21 protein-coding genes are annotated in these 21,489 nt (G+C 58.9%); 13 read left to right on the forward strand and 8 right to left on the reverse strand.

Translation table 11 applies throughout. The features are described from left to right. Nucleotides 1–170 precede the first annotated feature (170 nt). The 3 genes from AC07S6_RS22885 to AC07S6_RS22895 all read right to left on the reverse strand — a co-directional run bounded on the left by AC07S6_RS22885 (nucleotide 171) and on the right by AC07S6_RS22895 (nucleotide 3,952). Nucleotides 171–602 carry an acyl-CoA thioesterase gene (locus tag AC07S6_RS22885; protein ID WP_495113116.1) on the reverse strand — a complete coding sequence of 144 codons (432 nt, stop codon included), beginning with the start codon at nucleotides 600–602 and terminating at the stop codon, nucleotides 171–173. Nucleotides 603–614: 12 nt separating this feature from the next. Then, entirely contained in the window at nucleotides 615–2,552 is a 1,938-nt protein-coding gene (locus AC07S6_RS22890; RefSeq protein WP_197883098.1) for a RecQ family ATP-dependent DNA helicase, read from the reverse strand. 224 nt (nucleotides 2,553–2,776) lie between these two features. Next, a complete protein-coding gene (locus AC07S6_RS22895) occupies nucleotides 2,777–3,952 on the reverse strand; it encodes a tetratricopeptide repeat protein (RefSeq protein WP_495113117.1) in 1,176 nt (391 codons plus the stop codon). 175 nt (nucleotides 3,953–4,127) lie between these two features. Between AC07S6_RS22895 and AC07S6_RS22900 the strand changes: the two genes are divergently transcribed. From AC07S6_RS22900 to AC07S6_RS22925, 6 genes are all read left to right on the forward strand, one after another. After that, complete coding sequence (locus tag AC07S6_RS22900; RefSeq protein ID WP_087149535.1) at nucleotides 4,128–4,298, forward strand: YhfG family protein; 171 nt, start codon at nucleotides 4,128–4,130, stop codon at nucleotides 4,296–4,298. Further along, a complete protein-coding gene (locus AC07S6_RS22905; protein WP_495113118.1) occupies nucleotides 4,298–4,897 on the forward strand; it encodes a putative adenosine monophosphate-protein transferase Fic in 600 nt (199 codons plus the stop codon). The genes AC07S6_RS22900 and AC07S6_RS22905 overlap by 1 nt, the downstream gene beginning before the upstream one ends. Before the next feature lie 121 nt (nucleotides 4,898–5,018). Further along, nucleotides 5,019–5,306 (forward strand): hypothetical protein, encoded by a 288-nt coding sequence (locus AC07S6_RS22910; RefSeq protein WP_495113119.1) that lies wholly within the window; start codon nucleotides 5,019–5,021, stop codon nucleotides 5,304–5,306. A 289-nt stretch (nucleotides 5,307–5,595) separates the two neighbouring features. After that, the gene (locus AC07S6_RS22915; protein WP_495113120.1) at nucleotides 5,596–6,072 is read left to right on the forward strand and encodes a hypothetical protein; all 477 of its coding nucleotides are present in this window, start codon (nucleotides 5,596–5,598) and stop codon (nucleotides 6,070–6,072) included. Between the two features lie 281 nt (nucleotides 6,073–6,353). Further along, on the forward strand, nucleotides 6,354–6,710 hold the full coding sequence (locus AC07S6_RS22920; RefSeq protein ID WP_495113121.1) for a DUF1493 family protein: 357 nt from the start codon (nucleotides 6,354–6,356) through the stop codon (nucleotides 6,708–6,710). 192 nt (nucleotides 6,711–6,902) lie between these two features. Then, the gene (locus tag AC07S6_RS22925) at nucleotides 6,903–7,766 is read left to right on the forward strand and encodes an EamA family transporter (RefSeq protein WP_495113122.1); all 864 of its coding nucleotides are present in this window, start codon (nucleotides 6,903–6,905) and stop codon (nucleotides 7,764–7,766) included. 57 nt (nucleotides 7,767–7,823) lie between these two features. Here the strand turns inward: AC07S6_RS22925 and AC07S6_RS22930 are convergent, their stop codons facing one another. Together AC07S6_RS22930 and hslO are read right to left on the reverse strand one after the other, a co-directional pair. Further along, nucleotides 7,824–9,365, reverse strand: a complete 1,542-nt coding sequence (locus tag AC07S6_RS22930; RefSeq protein ID WP_495113123.1) for a phosphoenolpyruvate carboxykinase — start codon at nucleotides 9,363–9,365, stop codon at nucleotides 7,824–7,826. A gap of 179 nt (nucleotides 9,366–9,544) precedes the next feature. Beyond that, nucleotides 9,545–10,447 carry an Hsp33 family molecular chaperone HslO gene (gene hslO, locus AC07S6_RS22935; RefSeq protein ID WP_495113124.1) on the reverse strand — a complete coding sequence of 301 codons (903 nt, stop codon included), beginning with the start codon at nucleotides 10,445–10,447 and terminating at the stop codon, nucleotides 9,545–9,547. A 124-nt stretch (nucleotides 10,448–10,571) separates the two neighbouring features. Between hslO and AC07S6_RS22940 the strand changes: the two genes are divergently transcribed. Then, nucleotides 10,572–11,375, forward strand: a complete 804-nt coding sequence (locus AC07S6_RS22940) for a phosphatase PAP2 family protein (protein WP_034125497.1) — start codon at nucleotides 10,572–10,574, stop codon at nucleotides 11,373–11,375. A 135-nt stretch (nucleotides 11,376–11,510) separates the two neighbouring features. On the opposite strand, the gene AC07S6_RS22945 is transcribed toward AC07S6_RS22940, so the two are convergent. Beyond that, nucleotides 11,511–11,918 carry an RNA-binding S4 domain-containing protein gene (locus AC07S6_RS22945; RefSeq protein WP_003236026.1) on the reverse strand — a complete coding sequence of 136 codons (408 nt, stop codon included), beginning with the start codon at nucleotides 11,916–11,918 and terminating at the stop codon, nucleotides 11,511–11,513. 116 nt (nucleotides 11,919–12,034) lie between these two features. Here AC07S6_RS22945 and rimA point away from each other — a divergent pair, with 116 nt between their 5' ends. From rimA to rimK, 3 genes are read left to right on the forward strand one after another with little or no spacing between them, the layout of a single operon-like run. Next, a complete protein-coding gene (gene rimA, locus AC07S6_RS22950) occupies nucleotides 12,035–12,814 on the forward strand; it encodes a S6 modification regulatory phosphodiesterase RimA (RefSeq protein ID WP_060764953.1) in 780 nt (259 codons plus the stop codon). A gap of 13 nt (nucleotides 12,815–12,827) precedes the next feature. Continuing rightward, nucleotides 12,828–13,310 carry a retropepsin-like aspartic endopeptidase RimB gene (gene rimB, locus AC07S6_RS22955; RefSeq protein ID WP_003187676.1) on the forward strand — a complete coding sequence of 161 codons (483 nt, stop codon included), beginning with the start codon at nucleotides 12,828–12,830 and terminating at the stop codon, nucleotides 13,308–13,310. After that, complete coding sequence (rimK, locus tag AC07S6_RS22960) at nucleotides 13,307–14,212, forward strand: 30S ribosomal protein S6--L-glutamate ligase (protein WP_003187674.1); 906 nt, start codon at nucleotides 13,307–13,309, stop codon at nucleotides 14,210–14,212. The genes rimB and rimK overlap by 4 nt, the downstream gene beginning before the upstream one ends. A 140-nt stretch (nucleotides 14,213–14,352) precedes the next feature. Here rimK and AC07S6_RS22965 read toward each other — a convergent pair whose 3' ends face one another. Next, the gene (locus AC07S6_RS22965) at nucleotides 14,353–15,666 is read right to left on the reverse strand and encodes an ATP-binding protein (RefSeq protein WP_003187671.1); all 1,314 of its coding nucleotides are present in this window, start codon (nucleotides 15,664–15,666) and stop codon (nucleotides 14,353–14,355) included. 117 nt (nucleotides 15,667–15,783) lie between these two features. Continuing rightward, nucleotides 15,784–16,524 (reverse strand): osmolarity response regulator transcription factor OmpR, encoded by a 741-nt coding sequence (ompR, locus tag AC07S6_RS22970; RefSeq protein ID WP_003187669.1) that lies wholly within the window; start codon nucleotides 16,522–16,524, stop codon nucleotides 15,784–15,786. A gap of 357 nt (nucleotides 16,525–16,881) precedes the next feature. On the opposite strand from ompR, the gene AC07S6_RS22975 reads away from it, so the two are divergent. From AC07S6_RS22975 to gshA, 3 genes are all read left to right on the forward strand, one after another. Then, the gene (locus tag AC07S6_RS22975) at nucleotides 16,882–19,206 is read left to right on the forward strand and encodes a Tex family protein (protein WP_014716472.1); all 2,325 of its coding nucleotides are present in this window, start codon (nucleotides 16,882–16,884) and stop codon (nucleotides 19,204–19,206) included. Then, nucleotides 19,206–19,589 (forward strand): PaaI family thioesterase, encoded by a 384-nt coding sequence (locus AC07S6_RS22980; RefSeq protein WP_105225406.1) that lies wholly within the window; start codon nucleotides 19,206–19,208, stop codon nucleotides 19,587–19,589. Before AC07S6_RS22975 ends, AC07S6_RS22980 begins: the two co-directional genes overlap by 1 nt. 214 nt (nucleotides 19,590–19,803) lie before the next feature. After that, nucleotides 19,804–21,387 carry a glutamate--cysteine ligase gene (gene gshA, locus AC07S6_RS22985; RefSeq protein ID WP_490615113.1) on the forward strand — a complete coding sequence of 528 codons (1,584 nt, stop codon included), beginning with the start codon at nucleotides 19,804–19,806 and terminating at the stop codon, nucleotides 21,385–21,387. Nucleotides 21,388–21,489: the final 102 nt, after the last annotated feature.

Consider the following 21,489-nt stretch of genomic DNA (forward strand, 5'->3'; position numbering starts at 1 on the left):
CGCCCCAGCGGGAGCAAGCTCCCTCGCCACAGTTACCGATTCTGTCTTAACTGACTGGCATTAGGGCTTGCCCGCGATAGCAGTGAAACAGGTTTAGACGTACTGCCTGATACTGCGCCATCGCGGGCAAGCCCGGCTCCCACATTTGGTCTGGGTTGCTTGTAGGTGCCTCAAACCACCAAGCGCTGCATCGCTTCGCGCAACATCCCCGGAATCGGCACTGGCTGGTTCGAGGCTCGGTCCACAAACACATGGACAAAGCGCCCCGCCGCACACGCCTCCTGCTCGCCCGCCTTGAATACCGCCAGCTCATACTGCACCGAGCTATTGCCCAGCTTGCCCACCCGCAGACCGACCTCAATGCAGTCGGGAAAAGCGATCGAGGCGAAGTAATCGCAGGCCGAACTCACCACAAACCCCACCACCTCACCGTCATGAATATCTAACCCGCCCTGTTCGATCAGGTAGGTATTAACGGCTGTGTCGAAGAAGCTGTAGTAGGTGACGTTATTCACATGGCCGTAGGCATCGTTGTCGTGCCAACGCGTGGTGATCGGTTGGAAGTGGCGGTAATCGTCGCGCACAGGTGTTGAGTCAGGCATCGGCAAGTCTCATCAAAGTTGATCCAATTGAGCATGGGCCCAGTCGCGTACCTCGGCGTAGGGGTAGTCTTCCAGCGCAGCAAAACCGGGAATGCCCCGCGCCTTCAACTTGGTAAACAACGGTACGCTGATACCGCCAAGGAAACGCGTCAAACGCTCCGCATTCGGCAAGTGCCCCGTGTGCTCATGATGCCTGTGGATAAAATCACCGCACAGCCCCATGAAGTTTTTATCCACAAGCGGCGGCAGGTTCGGCAGCGCCGGCAGATGGGCGACCTGGCCGTGGCATACCGAACAATGCCCGCAACGCTGGGGTGCATTATCATCACCAAAGTAGTGCGCCAGACGTTGCCCCAGGCAGTGGTCGGTGGCGAACAGGTCGAGCATGGCGTGAATCCGCGCGACCTCCGTCACCTCATGCTGCTTGAAGCCTGTGTATAACTCGGCGCTTAACGCGTGCGGGTCGAAATGGGTGTCGAGCAAACTGTAGACCTCAGTCATCTGCTTGCTTTCGAGCTCGATCAGGCCCTGCTCCTGAAAATAATCCAATGCCTTCACCACCCGACTACGCTCGGCATTGTGCTGTTGATAAAGCGCATCGAAATCGACCGTCGCCCAGGTTTTAGCGCGCTTGCACACCTGGATGATCGCCGCGACAAACTGCTGCCGCTCGCCGGAAAAACGCGCCAGCAAGGCTTCGGGTTCGATCAGGTATTTGAAACGGTATTCCGCATAAAACGCATAGCGCGGCGCAATCACGCCCTTGAGCTCCAACTGCACCAGGAGCGTCTTGAGCGGCAACTCGCGAATATTGCTGTGGTCCGACAGCGACCTGAGCAGGAACTCCCACTGCCCTTCACTACGCGCGACCTGCAATTCCTCCAGTACGCGCAAAATGCCGTCCTGCTCCGGCGTATCACCGTACACGAAGTTTTCCAGCACATTGAGGCTGTCGCGGTTGGCCAACACCAGGCAATCCGACGGCTGCCCGTCACGCCCTGCGCGGCCGATTTCCTGGCTGTAGTTCTCGATTGACTTGGGCAGGTCGAAGTGCACGACATTGCGGATGTCACTCTTGTCGATGCCCATGCCAAACGCGATAGTTGCGACAATGCAATTGGAACGCCCGCCCATGAAACGCTGCTGGATACCTTCGCGTTTTTCATGGGGCAGCCCCGCGTGATAAGCCTCGGCCTGAATACCGTGGCGGTTCAGATGCTCGGAAATCTGTTCGGCGGTTTTCTGCAAGGTGACGTAGACAATACTCGGCTGGTTGGCCCGCGCTTTCATCCACTCCACCAGCCTGCGGCGCTTGTCATGGCCGCTGACCGGTTCCACCAGCAGGTTGAGGTTGGGCCGATAGAAGCCCGTGGTCACTACATCTTCGGCAGCAATGGCGAACTTGGCCTGCATGTCAGCGATCACCTTGGGCGTGGCCGTGGCCGTCAGCAACAGCGCCTGAGGGATGTTGAACTGGCGCTGGTAGTCCGGCAGCTTCAAATAATCCGGGCGGAAGTTGTGGCCCCATTCGGAGATACAGTGCGCCTCGTCTACCACCAGCAACGAGATCTGCACACTGTTCAGGAAATTACGGAAACGCTCGTTCTTCAAACGCTCCACGGAAATCATCAGAATCTTGAGCTCGCCCGATCGCGCACGGGCCATTACATCATTGGCCTCATCACGGCTCTGGGCCGAGTCGATACTGCCCGCCGAAATGCCATGGCGCTGCAGGAAACCCAATTGGTCCTGCATCAACGCCAGCAACGGCGACACCACCAGCGTCAGGTGCGGCAGCAACACGGCCGACAACTGGTAACACAAGGATTTGCCCGAGCCCGTAGGGAAAATGGCGGCGGCAGATCGCCCAGCCAGCACGGCGCTGACCGTCTCTTCCTGGCCCAAGCGAAAGTGTGGGTAACCAAAGACCTGCTGGAGGGTGTCGTGCATAAGGCTGTCACTCCATTGACCGCTGAGTTGGCTCAAAAACATAGCCCGGGAATCTCAGCGAATCGAGAAAGGTCGCAAGGAAAAAAGAGACAGGATGATACACAGGGGGAGGGATGGCTCAGGGCCGAAGTGGGACTTTTCCTAGAAAGTAACAAGACGCAGCAGATACAAATGTGGGAGCTGGCTAGCCCTCTCCCACATTTCAAAACCGTGCTACTGCTGAATCAGCGGTTTTGCACCCGCTCGATCGCCGTGTCATACACCGGGTTGGCCTTTTGCTCCTTGGCCAACTGGTAATGACGCAGCGCATCCGGGAACTGCCCGGCCGCTTCATAGATGCGTGCAATGTTGTAGTAGGCACCGGCACGCACGGTCGCGGCATTGGTACCGGTCGCCAGGGCGATAGCCTTGCGGTTGGCCCAGATCGACTCCGCGGTATTGCCGGCTTTCTGATACGCCAGGCCCAGGTTGCCGTAAGCCTTGCCGAAGCTGTTATCGAGCTCGATGGCTTGACGGAAGAAGTCGATGGCCTGGTCCAGGTTACCGGCCTGGTAGGCCGCTTCGCCCTTGAGGTTCAGCCTCTTCGCATCGGCCTGTACCGACGAGCTCACTGTCACGGCGGTGACGGCCACGCTGTCGTCCAGCAAAGGCTTGACCTCGTTGAGTACATCTTCGGCGCCGACTCTCACGCCGGTGAAGGTGTTGATGTCCTGGAAGTCGCCACTGCCGGTCATGCGGAACACGGTCCACAGGTTGCCCGTGCGGTTCTGCGGCACATAGTAAGTGCGTACCAGGGATTGCCCCATGTACACGAACACCTTGGCCTCACTGTTGGACAATTCGCTGGAAGTGGGAGAGCCGCTGTTGGAATAGTCGTGCACGGCATAGACGTAGCTTTCGCCGTAATGCTTTTTCTGCAGGGTGATGGTCTCCGGGCCATAGCTATCGGTGTCATCCACGTCCAGTTCGGCGTCGGTGCCCTTTTTATTGTTGAAGAAGATGTTATTGCCGGGGAAGATCATATGGGAGTCGAGGTCGCGCGGAGCCTTGCCCCAGGTCAACACCACACGCAGGCCGTCGAGATTTTCCATCACCGGGCTGATGGCATAGGTCATGCCTTTGCACGGGCACTTCACCACCAGGTTGGAATAGCCAGGCTTCTTGATGATCAGCAGGTTGCTGGCATCGTCAGCCGCTTCACTGGTCAGCGTTACCTGGCCTTGCGCGTTGGTACGACCCACCACGTTCTGCGCGCCATTACGTTGCAGCAGCACTTCGGCATCGGCGATTTTCTGGTCCTTGACCACCGCGCTCAGCACTTCAATTGGCAACTGCTCGGCCTGGGCAGAAAACGCCACCGCACACAAAGACATCGCCGAGGCGACACGAAGCAAACCCATGCTTAACTCCCTTTAAGTAGTGGGCGGAATCGCCCTACAAGATTTTGCGGTGAAACATACGCTGAAATGAGCTCGCTGGCAGATTTTTTATACAAGTTGTGACGGGCGTTTTATCCCGCCTACCGAGCTACGCATTGCGCTACAATCAAGCCTTGCTTTCCAAGAGGACGCAGCGATGAGCGAACTGACGTTTGAGCAAAAACAGGATCACTATCACAAGATCCGGCGTTCCAATTACTTGGCCAGCCTGCGCCTGGAAGGGTTCGATACCCAACCGACCGACGTCGACAAACCCCTGCCGACACGCGAAGCCGTCCTTGCCAAGTACCGCAACACCTCTAGCTGATGCTCGACAAATACGGGGTGGGCCAGGACCCATACTGCTACCCCGGTAGCAGCACTCTGCGCAACCGCCTCGATTTGCTCGATGAAGCACGCCTGCACCAGGCCGAGCGGGAATTATCCGAAATCGCCATAGGCAACCTGCCACTCTTTCCGCCGCCCTACGACCTCGATCGCCTGCAACACATTCACCGCATCCTGTTCGGTGACATTTATGACTGGGCCGGCGAACTGCGCAGCGTCAACATCCAGAAAGGCGACACGCTGTTTTGCACCCCGGAGCGTATTCCACCGGAAGCGGCAAAAATTGTCCGGCATATGCAAGACGCCAATTGGTATGTCGGTGCGACTCAGGCTGATCTTGTGCGCCAAATCGCTGAAGTTTATGGCGACCTGAACGTCATTCACCCCTTCCGCGAGGGAAATGGACGGGCGCAACGGATCCTGTTTGAACAGATCATCGTGAATGCGGGGTTTTCGGTGAATTGGTGGCTGGTGAAACACGCGGCCTGGATACCCGCGAATATTGATGCGGTGGCGTGTGACTATCGGGGACTGGAGGCGATTTTTGAGCGGTGTATCGGTAGGCCTCTCAGCGCCTGATCGAACTTCGAACGCCTAGCCATCTGTTTATTGCTCGAGAAACAAACTCACTCTTAAGGTTCGGCTCGTCGCTGCCAATTCTGCGACCGGGTTTGGTCACTCGAAAACAGCACACATTCAAATGCAAATACCTGAAACGATGGACCGCTATCGTCAGCTACGCACCAACTTCACCGATACCCACCCTCTTGTCATAGACACCGCAGCCAAAGCTGAAGATATCCAATCGGCCGCCCACCAGCGTATCCGCGCCGCCAGCGACTATTGCTCCTGCCTGACCTTCGACCACGCCGACCTCAAAGACATTTCCCACATCATTAATGCGCTGTACCTGCTCGTTCAGGACGGCTGTGATTTGTTTGAAGCCGCGCAACACGTTCATCTGCAACCTGAACAAGCGCAAGTCTAAGCAACACCTGTGTAGGAGCGAGCTTGCTCGAGAAAATCGCCAACGATGACGCGGTAAATCAGAAAAAACGCGGCGCCCTTGAGTTTTTCGCGAGCAAGCTCGCTCCTACAACTGATCAGCTTTACCCATTACATCGTTGCAAGCCATAAATGCCGGAGGCTTTTGTAAGACACCGCCAAACGTCACGCCATCCGTTTCCCAAACTGCTTCAAATACCCGCTCAACCCTCTATACGAGTTACGCGTAGCCGACTGAACATAACCTCCTATCAACTGTCTCGGAAAAAACCGTGAACATCGAAAGGACTCAATATATCGGCCACTATGGCATCACTTTCACGGTAATTCGACTCACCGTGATGCCAAACAATCAACTAGAGCTAGCCACACTTTGCTTGCTGGAAGTAAAAGCTTCAGCGATAGAGGTCCGCTTGCGGCTTCAGAAGTTGTACGAAAAGATGCTCGCCCGAGATCTACCCTGCGTCATGACAGTGGCCGTCTCAAAGCCACTGACCAGGAAGCAGGCAGATAGCTTGAACAATCGGAACAACCTCATAAAAGAAATCATTTCTGGCGCAGTTGCAGCCCCTGTCGGGATCATATCCAGCAAAGCAGAATCGATAGTCGAGAACGCTATCAGCGATTTGATCTCTCGCAGGATCCGCAACTTTCACAGCGCAGACATCGTCATTGGCCTGGATGCTCAGATCAGCGGTGGCATAGGCCCGCAGCGCTCAAGCGTCTCAATGCATGTGTACTCCAGATGAACTTTAGTCAATGGCTTTACCTACAAACAGCGCTATTATTCGCTCTCCATCTGCTGCTGTATTACAAAATCACTGACTGCACGTTAAGAACGCGTTTCGCCGTTACCTTCATCGTAACGGGACTGCTTCTGTTGTTCTGGCTACCCTACATTGCCATTGTCCTGAACATTCAACTTCTTCCCCTGGCCTTGTTCTTGATAGGCTTGGCTCTCTTCGTCACGCGAAACAAATACCGCCTGCAACGTAAAAGGCCCCCTCACCCACTCCTACGCACCCCCACTATGAACCTGGCCCCCAACTTCCCCGAAAATCCAGTCATGCAGCAGCTCCTGCAATTGCTGCATGAAGAAATCGGCTTGCCAAAACACAAGACCATCGGCCTGCACACCTCACTGAACTTCGACCTCGGGTGCGATGGCGCTGAGGCCAAGCAATTCATGGAGGCGCTTGAACAGGATTTCGGGGTCGACCTGGGCGACTACGACGCTTATCGTTACTTCCAGCCGCCGGTGTTCGACGTGTTCCTGAAGCGTCGCGCCAAGGGCCGTGGTGACAAGATCCCGCTGACCATCGGCATGCTCTACCTGGCGATCAAGACCCACCGCTGGGACACGCAGATGCTGGAAAACCTGAGCTGATTCCAATGAAGGATTTTTTTGTAGGAGCGAGCTTGCTCGCGAAAAACTCACAGGCGCCGCGTTCATTCAGCAAGCACGCGTTATCGTTGACGTTTTTCGCGAGCAAGCTCGCTCCTACAGTATTAGGGCAAGCCCGCTCCCACAGTGGATCTGCGCTCATCTGACGAGCCGTATAAATAACAAGGACATTACATGGACGTAACAATGGGCCTGCTGGCCGCGCTGCTCTGGGGCGGCACGGACTTTCTGGTGGGCCTCAACGCCCGCGCCGTTGGCGTTAAACGCGCGGTGTATTTCGGCCAAGCCCTCGGCTTTTTGATCATGACCCTCCTGCTGGTCATTTTCCCGGCCTTCCTTTTCAAATCCCTTGATGCACCTTTAAGCGTCTGGCTTTTGGGTATCGCCGCCGCCCTGCTGACGGTGTCCGGCGCCCTTGCGCTGTCCAAAGCCTTTGCCTTGGGCAAAGCAGCCATCGTCGCGCCGCTGGTGACGTCCTATGGAGTGGTGACCACCCTGCTCTCCTGGGCGAGCGGTGAACACATCAGCCTGATACAACTGGGCTGCATCGCCCTGTGCGTGATCGGCGTTGTGCTGTCCAGCGTTCACAAGGACAACGGTACGCCTCACAACAACCCGCGCCTGTCCATTGCCTACGCCATGTTCGCCGCAACCTTGTACGGCACCAGTTTCTGGCTGCAAGGCCGCTACACACTGCCAGCGCTGGGGCCAATCACCATGTTGTGGCTGGGTTACCTGGTAGGCCTGTGCGTGCTGGTGGTGATGGTGCTGAAGATCAAGGATGGCCTGAAGATCCCGCCACTGAAAAACTGCGCGACGTTAACCGGGGCGAGCTTGATGAACCTCGGCGGTTTCTCGGCGTTTTCGTGGGGCGCAATGGCCGGCTCGGTGTCGGTGGTGACGGTGATCAGTACGCTCTCTGGAGGGATCGCGGCGATCCTGGGGTTTGTGTTTTTCAAGGAACGATTGTCAGCGGTGCAGGTGACAGGCGTCGTACTGGTGCTGGTCGGTGCAGTGGTACTGCATATCGCCGGCTAACGTCGCGCACAAAAAAGCCGCCTACTTAAGAGGCGGCTTTTTTACAACCAGCGAATCTTACAACTTAGGACCCGCCGCCTTGATCGCATCGCTGACTTCAAACTTCTTGAAATTCTCGATGAACAGGCCAGCCAGCGCCTTCGCTGCTTCGTCGTAGGCAGCCTTGTCAGCCCAGGTGTTGCGTGGGTTCAACAGGCCGGTTTCAACGCCCGGTACGGCCAATGGCACGTCGAGGTTGATGGTGTCCAGGTGTTCGGTTTGCGCACCGATCAACGCACCGCTCTGGATCGCTGCAATCACGCCGCGAGTGGTCGGAATGTTGAAGCGTTTACCAACGCCGTAACCGCCGCCGGTCCAGCCGGTGTTGACCAGGTAGACCTTGGAGCCGAAACCACGGATACGCTTGATCAGAAGCTCTGCGTATTCGCCAGCCGGGCGTGGGAAGAACGGCGCGCCGAAGCAGGTGGAGAAGGTCGACTTGATGCCGCTGCCCGAACCCATTTCGGTCGAGCCCACCAGAGCGGTGTAGCCGGACAGGAAGTGGTAGGCCGCTTGTTCTTCGCTGAGGATCGACACAGGCGGCAGTACGCCGGTCAGGTCGCAGGTCAGGAAGATCACCGAGTTTGGCTCGCCGCCCAGGTTCTTCTCGGAACGCTTGGCAACGTGCTCCAGCGGGTAGGCGGCACGGCTGTTCTGGGTCAGGCTGACATCGGCGTAGTCGGCGTGCTTGGCCTCGTCGATCACGACGTTTTCCAGCACCGCGCCGTGCTTGATGGCTTTCCAGATAACCGGCTCGTTCTTCTCGGACAGGTCGATGCACTTGGCATAACAACCGCCTTCGATGTTGAACACTACGCCTTCGCCCCAGCCGTGCTCGTCGTCACCGATCAGGTAACGGCTTTCGTCGGCGGACAGGGTGGTCTTGCCAGTGCCGGACAGGCCGAAGAACAGGGTCACGTCGCCTGCTTCGCCGATGTTGGCGGCGCAGTGCATCGGCAGCACGTCGGCCGCCGGCAGCAGGAAGTTCTGTACCGAGAACATGGCTTTTTTCATTTCACCGGCGTAACGCATGCCGGCAATCAGTACTTTTTTCTGTGCGAAGTTGAGGATCACGCAACCGTCGGAGTTGGTACCGTCACGCTCTGGTACGCACTCGAAGTTGGCCACGTTGAGCACTTGCCACTCTTCACGACCGGCCGGGTTGTACTGGGCCGGGTTGATGAACAGGCAACGACCGAACAGGTTCTGCCAGGCAGTCTGGGTGGTCATTTTCACGGCCAGGTAGTGGTCTTCTGCAGCCCCTACGTGAACATGGGAAACGAAATGCTCTTGCGCGTTATTGAACGCCTCGACGCGAGCCCACAGGGCATCGAACTTGTCGGCCGGGAACTTGCGGTTGATCGGGCCCCAGGCAATGGCGTCCTGGGTGGACGGCTCTTCAACGATGAAACGGTCAACCGGCGAACGACCGGTGCGATGACCGGTTTCTACGACCAGCGCGCCAGTATCGGCAAGCACGCCTTCACCGCGCTGCAGGGCTTCTTTGACCAGATCGTCAACACTCAGATCGGTGTATACGGCGTTATTGGCTTGCGTCATGAGGTTCCCCGTCGGCCTATGGCCGAGTGCTCCAAACGTTTTGTAGTAGAAAGTTGCGCACTACTACCGCGAAAAAAGTGGGCCGGATTATGCCAGAAAAGCCCAAAAAGAGTAGGGCCCTCCCGTCAGAACACCTCTAATCCGGCGTTTGTCAGGTGATTTACCTGTGCTTAAACGTTTTAGTGGCGGGTGTCGGAAGGGGTGTCGCTGCCTGCGCCGGCGAACAATTGCGCTACATCAGCCGCGTCGAACAGGTAGCGCTGGTTGCAGAACTGGCAGTCGATCTCGATATGGCCGCCATGTTCCACCACCAGATCTTGCGCATCTTCCAGGCCCAGGCTGACCAGCGCGTTACCGGAACGCTCGCGCGAGCAACTGCAGTGAAAATGCAGGCCCTGTGCGTCGAACAGGCGCACGGCCTCTTCATGGTAGAGGCGGTGCAGGATGGTTTCGTTGTCCAGGCCCAGCAGTTCTTCGGCCTTCAAGGTGTCGGCCAAGGCGATGATATGCCGCCAGCTTTCGGCACGATCATCCTCATCCTTGATGCGATCGGCAGGCAGTTGTTGCACCAGCAAACCACGGGCGCGCTTGCCGTCGGCGTTAAGCCAGAACTTGGTGCCCACTTGCTGGGACATAACGAAGTAGTTGGTGAAGCATTCCGACAGGGTCTGGCCGTCGAGGTCGACAATACCCTGGTACCGCTGGCCTTCAGTCGGGTCGACAGTCAGTGCCAGGACGCCGTTGGGCATCAGGTCGGCCAAGGTGGCATCTGCGGCAACCTGGTCAGCCTCGTAACGGGCCAGGCCACGGATCTCGCGCTCGCTCGAGCACTCGATCATCAACATGGGCACTGGCCCTTCGGAACGAGCCTGCAAGATCAGCAAACCGTCGAACTTCATGGTGCCCACCAGCAGCGCCGCGGCGGCCATCAACTCGCCGAGCAATTGCGCGACCGGCTCCGGATAGGCGTGTTTGGCAAGGACTTCGGCATAGCTGAGCTCCAACGAAACCATCTCGCCGCGGGCATCGCTCTCATCGAAGATGAAGCGTTGGGTGAAGTCGGTATCCGGTAGATCAGTCATAGGTCTGGGTATCTGAAGTGATGACAAAATGATTACAAGGTTTATAAAATTAAACGCTTTAGCACCATCTTGGTGCGACTTCTCCTGAATTCAAGGAGCTGAATAGAGCGATGAGGGACAGTTTATGAACAATCCGGGTTTGTTCCAAGCCAACTGGAACCTCCGGCGATGGGCTCTTTGCAATCTACTCGCTATCGGACTGCTGTGTTTTTGGCTGTGGCCCACGGGCCAGATGCTCTGTGTGATTTTCGACGAGTGGCTGTTTCATCTGCTCAATGGCCCATTGGCCACGAACTCGACCTGGCTACATGTGTGGGCCGTGGCCAGCCTGCGGCCGTTTGATGCAGTGGTCGGCGTGATTTTGCTGGCGCTGTTGATCCGCGGCGACTGGGTGTTCAAGGCCGTACAGGTGCGCCAGGCGTTTTTTGGCTTCCTCGGCATTCTGCTGCTATTGCTGTTTATCCGCATGCTGTTCTCAAAACTCGCGGCGCACATGGGCTGGCAGCACAGTAGCCCGTCGATGGTCATCAGCGGCGCGATTCAAATGAGCGACTTTTTCCCAGGGTTGGAGAAAACCTGGGAATTGAAGGACCGCTCGAGCCAGAGCTTCCCCGGCGACCATGCTTCGGTGCTATTGATCTGGGCGATGTTCATGAGCGTGTTCGCCCGGCGCATCGGCCAGGTGCTGGTGATCTGGGGCCTGGCGCTGCTGTTCATGATGCCGCGGCTGGTAGCCGGCGCGCACTGGGGCCAGGACGATTATATCGGTGGCGTACTGCTGGCGCTGTTGGCGCTGGGGTGGGGGTATTACACGCCGTTTGCGGCGAAGGTGTCGGGCGCTTTGTTGCGGATGACGGCGCCGCTTTTCGGGCTACTGAGCAAGTTGCCCGTTATTGGGCGGTTGAGTGTCATGCGCACAACTCCGTAACCCCCAGGGCTAAAAGTGGGAGCGGGCTTGCTCGCGAATGCGGGGTGTCAATCAATGCATCTGTGCCTGACCCACCGTATTCGCGGGCAAGCCCGCTTCCACATTTGATCGAGTTTGCATGGGCGACTCGTGCAATCAATCGTCATTGCCGCTGCCGCGAAACTTGAACAGATCGCGGCGCTGCTTCTTGCTCGGCTTGCCGTCAGTGGTCAGGCCTGAAGCCCCTGCCTTGCGCATGGCCGCAGCGTTTTCGCGCTTGGCGATGCTGGCTTCGGTCTCGGCATACAGTGCCTGCGCTTCAGGCGCGCCGCGGCGTACGATGGAAAGTGCCTGCACCACGATGGTTTTTTCATCAAAGCCTGTACGAATCTGAAACTCGTCGCCGACGCGCGGCTCCTTTCCCGGCTTGCAGCGCTCGCCGCGATGATGCACCTTGCCGCTCTCGATAGCGGCCTTGGCCAGAGCGCGGGTCTTGTAGAACCGCGCTGCCCACAACCACTTGTCCAGCCGGACCTTCTCTTCCTCTTCCTGCTTTTGAGCCACTTGAATTCCTCGCTCTGAAAAATGTCGCAACTTTACCGTTGAAACCCTTCGACGCATAAACCCCAAGGCTCACCTAAGATACGCCAGGTAGCACCCTGTTTTCGCGAGGATACGCCGTGACCGACTTTCCCCTCTCACTCACCTCGCCCAACCAGCGGTGCGTGGGTTGCCAGCAAAGCGAGCCTCTGGGGTTCGATTTTGCGTTCGCCTACCAGCCTATCGTAGACCTGCGTGACCATACGATCTTCGCCAACGAAGCCTTGGTGCGCGGTCCCCAGGGAGAAGGCGCGCTGTCGGTGCTGGCTCAGGTCAACGAAACCAATCGCTACCGCTTCGACCAGCGCTGCCGGACCAAGGCCATTGCCGGTGCCGCAGCCCTGGGCATGCAGACTCACCTTTCCATCAACTTCATGCCCAATGCCGTATATCGCCCGGAGCTGTGTATCCGCAGCACTCTGGAGGCCGCCCGGGCGCACAATTTCCCGCTGGACCGGCTGATTTTCGAGACCCTGGAAAGCGAACACGTAGATAACTATCGCCATTTGACGAATATTCTGCGTGAATACCGCGAATTCGGCTTCAAGACCGCCATCGACGATTTCGGCGCGGGCTATTCGGGGCTGAACCTGCTGGCCGATTTCCAACCTGACTTGATCAAGCTCGACATGGCGCTGATTCGCGATGTCGACCAGGATCGTGTCCGTCAGGTGATCGTCCGGGGGATTGTCACAATCTGTGAGCAGTTGGGGGTTACTGTCATCGCCGAGGGCATCGAAAGTGCCGGCGAGCGCGACTTCCTGTCCGACTGCGGAATATTTCTGATGCAGGGCTTCTGGTTCGCCAAGCCTGCATTCAAAGCGTTGGCTGAGGTATCTCCTCAAGCCTGGGCGAATTGACCGGTTAACCATATTGAAGACATTTGACCATTTGACCGTTGTGGGTCTGCGTGAGTGGGTGGCACTTCCCGACTTGGGAGTGGCGGGCCTGCGGGCGAAGATCGACACCGGTGCCAGTACCTCAAGCCTGCACGCCACCGATATCGAGCCCTTTGAGCGCGACGGTGAAAAGTGGGTGCGTTTTACCGCGCACCTGGGCAGCGTGGTGCAACTGCGTCACCGCCGCTGTGAAGCGCCCCTGGTGACGATGAAAACCATCAAAAGCTCCAACGGCCATGCACAGGTGCGCTACGTGATCAGCACCACCCTGGCCCTGGGTGATCGGGTATGGCGGGTGGAGTTCACCCTCGCCTGTCGCAAAGCCATGCGTTACCGCCTGCTGCTGGGCTCCAAGGCGCTGATTGACGGCCAGTTGGTGGTCAATCCAGGCCTCAAGTACGTTCAAGACAAGCCGGTGTTCCCGGTCTCCACTATTTCTGCCCCAGGTGCTGCATGAAGATTGCTGTGCTGTCGCGAAACCCGCGTCTGTATTCCACCCGCCGCCTGGTCGAGGCCGGCACTGAACGTGGCCATGAAATGGTGGTGATCGACACGTTGCGTGCCTACATGAACATTGCCAGCCACAAGCCGCAGATCCACTACCGGGGCAAACCCCTGGAAGGCTTTGACGCGGTAATCCCGCGTATCGGCGCTTCGGTGACCTTCTATGGCTGCGCGGTATTGCGCCAGTTTGAAATGATGGGGGTGTTTCCGCTGAATGAATCCGTGGCCATTGCGCGCTCGCGGGACAAGCTGCGCTCCCTGCAACTGCTGTCGCGCCGGGGCATTGGCCTGCCGGTCACCGGTTTTGCCCACTCTCCGGACGACATTCCCGACCTGATCGAGATGGTCAATGGCGCGCCGCTGGTGATCAAGGTACTGGAAGGCACCCAGGGCATCGGGGTGGTGCTGTGTGAAACAGCAACGGCGGCGGAGTCGGTGATTGAGGCGTTCATGGGCCTCAAGCAGAACATCATGGTGCAGGAATACATCAAGGAAGCGGGCGGCGCGGATATTCGCTGTTTCGTGGTGGGCGACAAGGTGATCGCGGCCATGAAGCGCCAGGCCAAGCCCGGTGAGTTCCGCTCCAACCTGCACCGTGGCGGCAGCGCCAGCCTGATCAAGATCACCCCGGAAGAGCGCATGACCGCGCTGCGGGCGGCCAAGGTGATGGGGCTGAGTGTGGCGGGTGTGGACATCCTGCGCTCCAACCATGGCCCCCTGGTGATGGAAGTAAACTCATCGCCGGGCCTGGAAGGGATCGAAACTACCACCGGTAAGGATGTGGCGGGGATCATCATTCAGCATCTGGAAAAGAATGGCGGGCCGAATATGACTCGGACCAAGGGAAAGGGCTGAATACCCACATCTGCCACACACCGCGAACCACTGTGGGAGCTGGCTTGCCTGCGATGACACCGGTACATTCAACATCGTCGTTGACTGAACTACCGTTATCGCAGGCAAGCCAGCTCCCACATTTGCATTCAGATTGCTTGTTAGACAGCGTCTCGAGGCAGCATCAACCCCAGCGGCAGCCGCACCCGCGCTTCCAACCCACCGCCTTCCCGGTTGCGCAGCTCGACATTGCCGCCATGCATCGACGCGATCCGCCGCACAATCGCCAACCCCAACCCGGTGCCCTTGCCTCCTCGGGCGCGGTCGCCACGGGTAAAGGGGTTGAAGATACCCTCCAGCTCAGCCGGGTCGATTCCTGTGCCACGGTCCATCACGCTCAGCACCACGTAAGGCGCGGCACTGTCGCCAGAAACGTACGCCGCCACTTCCACATCGGAACCGGCATGGTGCAAGGCGTTGCCAATCAAGTTGTTCAGCAGGCGCTTCATCGACACCCGGCGTAATGCGAACGGCTGGATCGGCTCCAGGCGCGTGCGCACCTGCTCACCATTCTGGTTATAGGGCGCAACCACCTCACGCACGAGGTCGGTGAGGTCGACCTCCTCGACCACTTCATCCCGCCCGTCACGGATGAACGCCAGGAACTGGTCCAGAATAGCGTCCATGTCCTCGATGTCGCGCACCATGTCATCGGTGAGGTCGGTATGGTCCCCCATCAACTCCAGGGACAACCGTAATCGCGTCAGCGGCGTGCGCAAGTCATGGGACACCCCCGCCAGCATCAACTCGCGTTCGCGCCCAGCCTGTTCGACATCTTCTGCCATCTGGTTGAAGGCGCCGTACACCTCGGTCATCTCACTGGGCGTGTCGCTGACCGGCAAGCGCACACTGCGCCCCTGGCCCAGTTGGCGAGCGGCAAACACCAGGCGCTTGAGGGGTTGGTTGAGCTGACGGACGAAAATCCACGCGGACGCCGTTGAGAGCAAGCCAATGGCCAGGAACCAGCCCAACACGTTCCAGATTTTTTGCCCCCGCAGCGGGTGCGGATAAAGCGGAACCTTGATCCAGGCATCCCCCAGGCTTGGCGCTCGCACCCACAGCGCAGGCGAAACATGCATACGCAGCCGCACCTCGGTGTCGGCACCCAACTCGGCCTGCATCTGGCGCTGGTAGATCTCGCTGTAAGGCCAATGCTGCTCGCCTTCAGGCACGCCAGCGCCGTCAACCCGCGTCAGCGTCGACGCCTTGGCTACTTTTTCGCGGTTCTCAGGGTCTACCGCCCAATAGCCACGCAACGTCAGGGCGACACCATGGCTGTACTGCCGGTCCACCAGCACGTCTTCGTTCATCAACAGATAAACCAGCGTGAGCGCCTTGGAAAACAGAACGACAATAAGCACCAGCCAGAGGGTGCGGGAGAAGAAACTTTGTGGGAACCACAGCGGGGTTTTCATAGATGAAAGCTGCACACCTTGCAGGAACGAGCGGCGCTCGCAGAATTGCAGACGCCGGGCATCCCGTCGACCCTCATGGAGTCAAACGCCAGGATACCCGCCCCTGCAAATCATCGGTCACTTGGTTGCGGTGCCATCCGGCACAAACACATAACCCACACCCCACACCGTCTGGATATACCGCGGCTTGGACGGGTCTGGCTCGATCATCCGGCGCAATCGGGAAATCTGCACGTCGATGGAGCGCTCGAGGGCGTCCCATTCCCGGCCACGGGCCAGGTTCATCAGCTTGTCACGGGTCAGCGGCTGGCGAGCGTTCATCACCAGGGCCTTGAGCACTGCGAATTCGCCGGTGGTGAGCATGTGCACTTCTTCACCGCGCTTGAGCTCACGGGTGGCCAGCGAAAGTTCGTAATCGCCAAAGGTGACGCTTTCGTCTTCGCTGCCCGGTGCACCCGGTACCGCCGGTGCCTGGCGACGCAACACGGCCTTGACCCGCGCCATCAGCTCATCGGGATTGAACGGCTTGGCCAGGTAGTCATCAGCGCCCAGCTCCAGCCCCTTGATGCGGCTCAGTTCATCGCCCTTGGCGGTGAGCATGATGATCGGGATCTGATTGTTCGCACCGCGCAGGCGCTTGCAGGCGGTGAGGCCGTCTTCACCGGGCAACATCAGGTCGAGTACGACCAGGTTGAAAACTTCACGCCCTAACAGACGATCCATCTGTTCGGTGTTCGGCACCGCGCGGGCACGATAGCCCTTGGAGTTGAAAAAACGCTCCAGCAGGCTGCTCAGCCCCGGATCGTCATCAACGATGAGAATTTTTTCGCCTTCAGCAGTTTGTGCGGTGCTGCTCATTGGATGCTCCTCTTATCTCGGCGCGCATTATGGCGTAGCTGCCGTTATACGCACCGTGTGCATTGTTAGCAGATTTTTCATCTACTGCCAGCGAACCCGCGCCCTACAAGCTGCGGCGCAGTAGCCCCCAAGGGCGGAACGCTGGTTATAATGCGGCGCCTCCGTGCAGGGCAACGTCAGATCGTTACCGTTTGCTGCCGGGCTTTTTTTACCCGCTTGTCGTGACTTTTTCGATTTCGAGGGTCAATAGCCAGCCTCTTGACCCAGGCAGCGGCGCCAGTCGGGCCGCTCAACCAGCCTCGCCGAGCCTTGTTTTTACGGGCCGGCGCGCTGATTTTAAGAATTTCAGGTGGTTTTATGGACAGCATCAACAGCCGCATCGCCGAGGAACTCGGTGTACGCCCACAACAGGTCGAAGCGGCCGTCGCTCTACTGGATGAAGGCTCCACCGTGCCCTTCATCGCCCGTTACCGAAAAGAAGTGACCGGCAGCCTCGACGACACCCAACTGCGTCACCTGGAAGAGCGCCTGCGCTACCTGCGAGAACTCGACGAACGGCGTATCAGCATCCTCGCCAGCATCGAGGAACAGGGCAAGTTGACCCCGCAACTGGAACGCGACATCAAACTCGCGGACACCAAGACCCGCCTCGAAGACCTTTACCTGCCGTACAAACAGAAACGTCGTACAAAGGGCCAGATCGCCCTGGAAGCCGGCCTGGGTGATTTGGCCGATGGCTTGTTCAACGACCCATCGTTGACCCCGGAAACCGAAGCCGCGCGCTTCATCGACGCGGAAAAAGGCGTCGCCGACGTCAAGGCCGCCCTCGAAGGCGCCAAGTACATCCTGATGGAGCGCTTCGCCGAAAACGCCAGCCTCCTGGAAAAACTGCGTACCTACCTCAAGCAGGAAGCCATCCTCAGCGCCCGCGTCATCGCCGGCAAAGAGGAAGAAGGCGCCAAGTTCCGCGACTACTTCGAACACGACGAGCCGCTCAAAAGCATGCCGTCCCACCGCGCCCTGGCGATTTTCCGCGGCCGTAACGAAGGCATTCTCAGCTCCGCGCTGAAAGTCGGTGACGAGCTGCCGGGCACCATGCACCCCTGCGAAGGCATGATCGGTCAACAATTCGGCATCCAGAACCAGAACCGCCCGGCAGACAAGTGGCTCGGCGAAGTGGTGCGCTGGACCTGGAAGGTCAAGCTCTACACTCACCTGGAAACCGACCTGCTGGGCGAGTTGCGCGACGGCGCCGAAACCGAAGCGATCAACGTGTTCGCCCATAACCTGCACGACCTGCTGTTGGCCGCACCGGCTGGCCCGCGTGCCACCCTGGGCCTCGACCCGGGCCTGCGCACCGGTTGCAAGGTCGCGGTGGTCGACGCCACCGGCAAGCTGCTGGACCACGCCACCGTGTACCCACACGTACCGCACAATAAGTGGGACCAGACCCTCGCGATCCTGGCCGCCCTGTGCGCCAAGCACGCGGTGGACCTGATCGCCATCGGCAACGGCACCGCCAGCCGCGAAACCGACAAGCTGGCCGCCGAGCTGATCAAAAAATACCCAGCCATGAAGATGACCAAGGTCATGGTCTCCGAAGCAGGCGCTTCGGTGTACTCGGCTTCGGAGCTGGCCTCCAAGGAATTCCCGGACCTCGACGTGTCGATCCGTGGCGCAGTGTCCATCGCTCGTCGCCTGCAAGACCCGCTGGCCGAACTGGTGAAGATCGACCCTAAATCCATCGGCGTCGGCCAGTACCAGCACGACGTGTCGCAACTGAAGCTGGCACGCGGCCTGGATGCGGTGGTGGAAGACTGCGTAAACGCCGTGGGTGTGGATGTGAACACCGCATCCGTGGCCCTGTTGGCGCGAATCTCCGGCCTCAACGCCACCCTGGCGCAGAACATCGTCAGCCATCGCGACGAAAACGGCGCGTTCAAAACCCGCGCCGCACTGAAGAAGGTCGCACGCCTGGGTGAAAAAACCTTTGAACAGGCTGCTGGTTTCCTACGCGTAATGAACGGCGACAACCCGCTGGACGCCTCTGCGGTTCACCCGGAAGCCTACCCGCTGGTGCAACGCATTGCCGCCGAAACCGACCGCGATATCCGTTCGTTGATTGGTGATGCCGCGTTCCTCAAGCGCCTGGACCCGAAGAAGTACACCGACGAAACCTTCGGTGTGCCGACCATCACCGATATCCTGCAAGAACTGGAGAAACCGGGTCGCGACCCGCGCCCGGAGTTCAAGACCGCCGAGTTCCAGGACGGTGTCGAAGACCTCAAGGACCTGCAACCGGGCATGATCCTCGAAGGCGTGGTGACTAACGTGACCAACTTCGGCGCATTCGTGGACATCGGCGTGCATCAGGACGGTTTGGTACACATCTCCGCGCTTTCGGAGAAGTTCATCAAGGACCCACGTGAGGCGGTCAAAGCCGGTGACGTGGTCAAGGTCAAGGTCATGGAAGTCGACATCCCGCGCAAACGCGTCGGCCTGTCGATGCGCATGAGCGACACCCCCGGCGAAAAAATCGACGGTGCACGTGGTGCTCGCCCCGGTTCGGCGCCGCGCCAGTCGCAGAACAACGCGCCGCGCAAGGAAACCGCGACTGCCGCGCCAAGCAACAACGCCATGGCGTCGCTGTTTGCCAACGCTAAACAGCTGAAGAAGCGTTGATGGAGATTCCGGCCGGTTTGACCCAGAGCGCATTCAGCGAACTGATCGGCTGCCGCCTGCAACGCCTGGAAGAGGGCGTTGCCGAGGTGGCCCTGACCCTGGAGCCGCACCTGCGCAACCGCGCGGGCAAGCTCCATGGCGGGGCGATTTTCAGCCTGGTGGATATAACCATGGGCCTGGCCTGTTCCAGCGCCCATGGTTTCGACCAGCAGAGCGCCACCATCGAATGCAAGATCAACTATATCCGCGCCGTGGAAGACGGTGAGGTGCTGTGCACCAGCCGGGTGATCCACGCCGGTCGCCGCACCCTGGTGGTCGAGGCCGACGTGTACCAAGGCGAAAGACTTGTCGCAAAAGCACAGGGCACGTTCGCTGTCCTATAGCTCCCCACCCCCGATTTGAGTTAATTTCGGCGCTGCGATAACAGCGTCGGAATTTTCTCGCTGCGCTGTAGCCCAATTCATGGAGTGAAGTCGGCAGATTCAGAGCGGGTCAAATCGACTCAAAACCAGGCGATCACGCCAGTTTCAACTTCACCCTTGTAGACCGTCCTGCCCACCCCCATATTGGGGCGACTGACGCGTGAAGGAATCCAACTTGAGCGAACTTCTCAACCGCCGCCTGGCCCTGCTCGGCAAGCGCGAACACCTCTCCCTGCTAGAGCAATGCTTGCATGGCATCGAGCGCGAATGCCTGCGCGTCACCAACGAAGGTCGACTGGCGCAAACGCCGCACCCCGAAGCCCTGGGCGCCGCGCTGACCAATGAACAGATCACCACCGACTACTCGGAATCGCTGCTGGAGTTCATCACCCCTGCCCTGCCGAACCCGGCCGATACTCTGAGCAGCCTGGACAAGATCCATCGCTTTGCCTACACCAAGCTGGGCAGCGAATACCTGTGGAGCCCCTCGATGCCGTGCCCGTTGCCGGCCGAGGAAGATATTCCGATTGCCTACTACGGCACTTCCAACATCGGCCAGCTCAAGTACGTGTACCGCAAGGGCCTGGCCCTGCGTTACGGCAAGACCATGCAGTGCATCGCCGGCATCCACTACAACTTTTCCCTGCCGGAAGCGTTGTGGCCGTTGCTCAAGGAAACAGAGGGGTTTGTCGGCACCGACCGTGACTATCAATCCACGGCCTACATCGCGCTGATCCGTAATTTCCGTCGTTACAGCTGGCTGTTGATGTACCTGTTCGGTGCCTCGCCAGCCCTGGATGCCGGCTTCCTGCGCGGACGCTCGCATCAGCTTGAAGTCCTGGATGCCGACACCCTGTACCTGCCCTACGCCACCAGCCTGCGCATGAGCGACCTGGGTTACCAGAGCAACGCCCAGGCCGGTCTGACGCCGTGCTACAACGACTTGGCCAGCTACACCGACAGCCTGCGCGAAGCGGTGGCAACACCCTACGCGCCCTATGTCGAAGTCGGCACGCACAAGGATGGCGAGTGGGTGCAGCTCAATACCAACATCCTGCAGATCGAAAACGAGTACTACTCCAACATCCGTCCCAAGCGCGTGACCTACACCGGCGAGCGGCCGATCCAGGCGTTGATGGCGCGCGGCATCCAGTACATCGAAGTACGCTGCCTGGACATCAACCCGTTCCTGCCGATGGGTATCGACCTGCCAGAGTCGCGGTTCCTCGACGCATTCCTGCTGTACTGCGCGCTGAACGACAGCCCACTGTTCGCCAACAACGAGTGCGGCAACGCCACCTCCAACTTCCTCAGCGTGGTCAAGGAAGGCCGCCGTCCGGGCCTGCAATTGCAGCGTGACGGCCAGCCGGTGGACATGAAGGAGTGGGCGGCCGAGTTGCTGGAGAAGATTGCCCCGCTGGCCGCCCTGCTCGATCAGAGCCATGGCATCACCGAGCACAGCGAGGCATTGGACGCCCAGTTGGCCAAGGTCAAGGACCCATCCCTGACGCCGTCGGCTCAGGTGTTGGCAGCCATGGCTGAGCGCAAGGAAAGCTTTGCGCAGTTCTCCCTGCATCAAAGCGCAGTCCATGCCGAATACTTCCGCAAAGAACCTTTGGCGCCTGAGGAACAAGCGCACTTTGAAGAACTGGCCCGTGCGTCGCTGGCGCAACAGGCAGAGCTGGAGCAGAACGAAGTAGGCGATTTCGATGTGTTTGTCGGTTCGTACCAGGCAAGCATCCTCGCCATCAGCAACTAACCTAAGGCTCGCTCCCCTGTGGGAGCTGGCTTGTGTGGGAGCTGGCTTGCCTGCGATAGCGGTGGGTCAGCAACCCACCTGTTGACTGATACACCGCTACCC

The sequence above is a fragment of the Pseudomonas sp. GW821-FHT07B01 genome, from assembly GCF_059419065.1.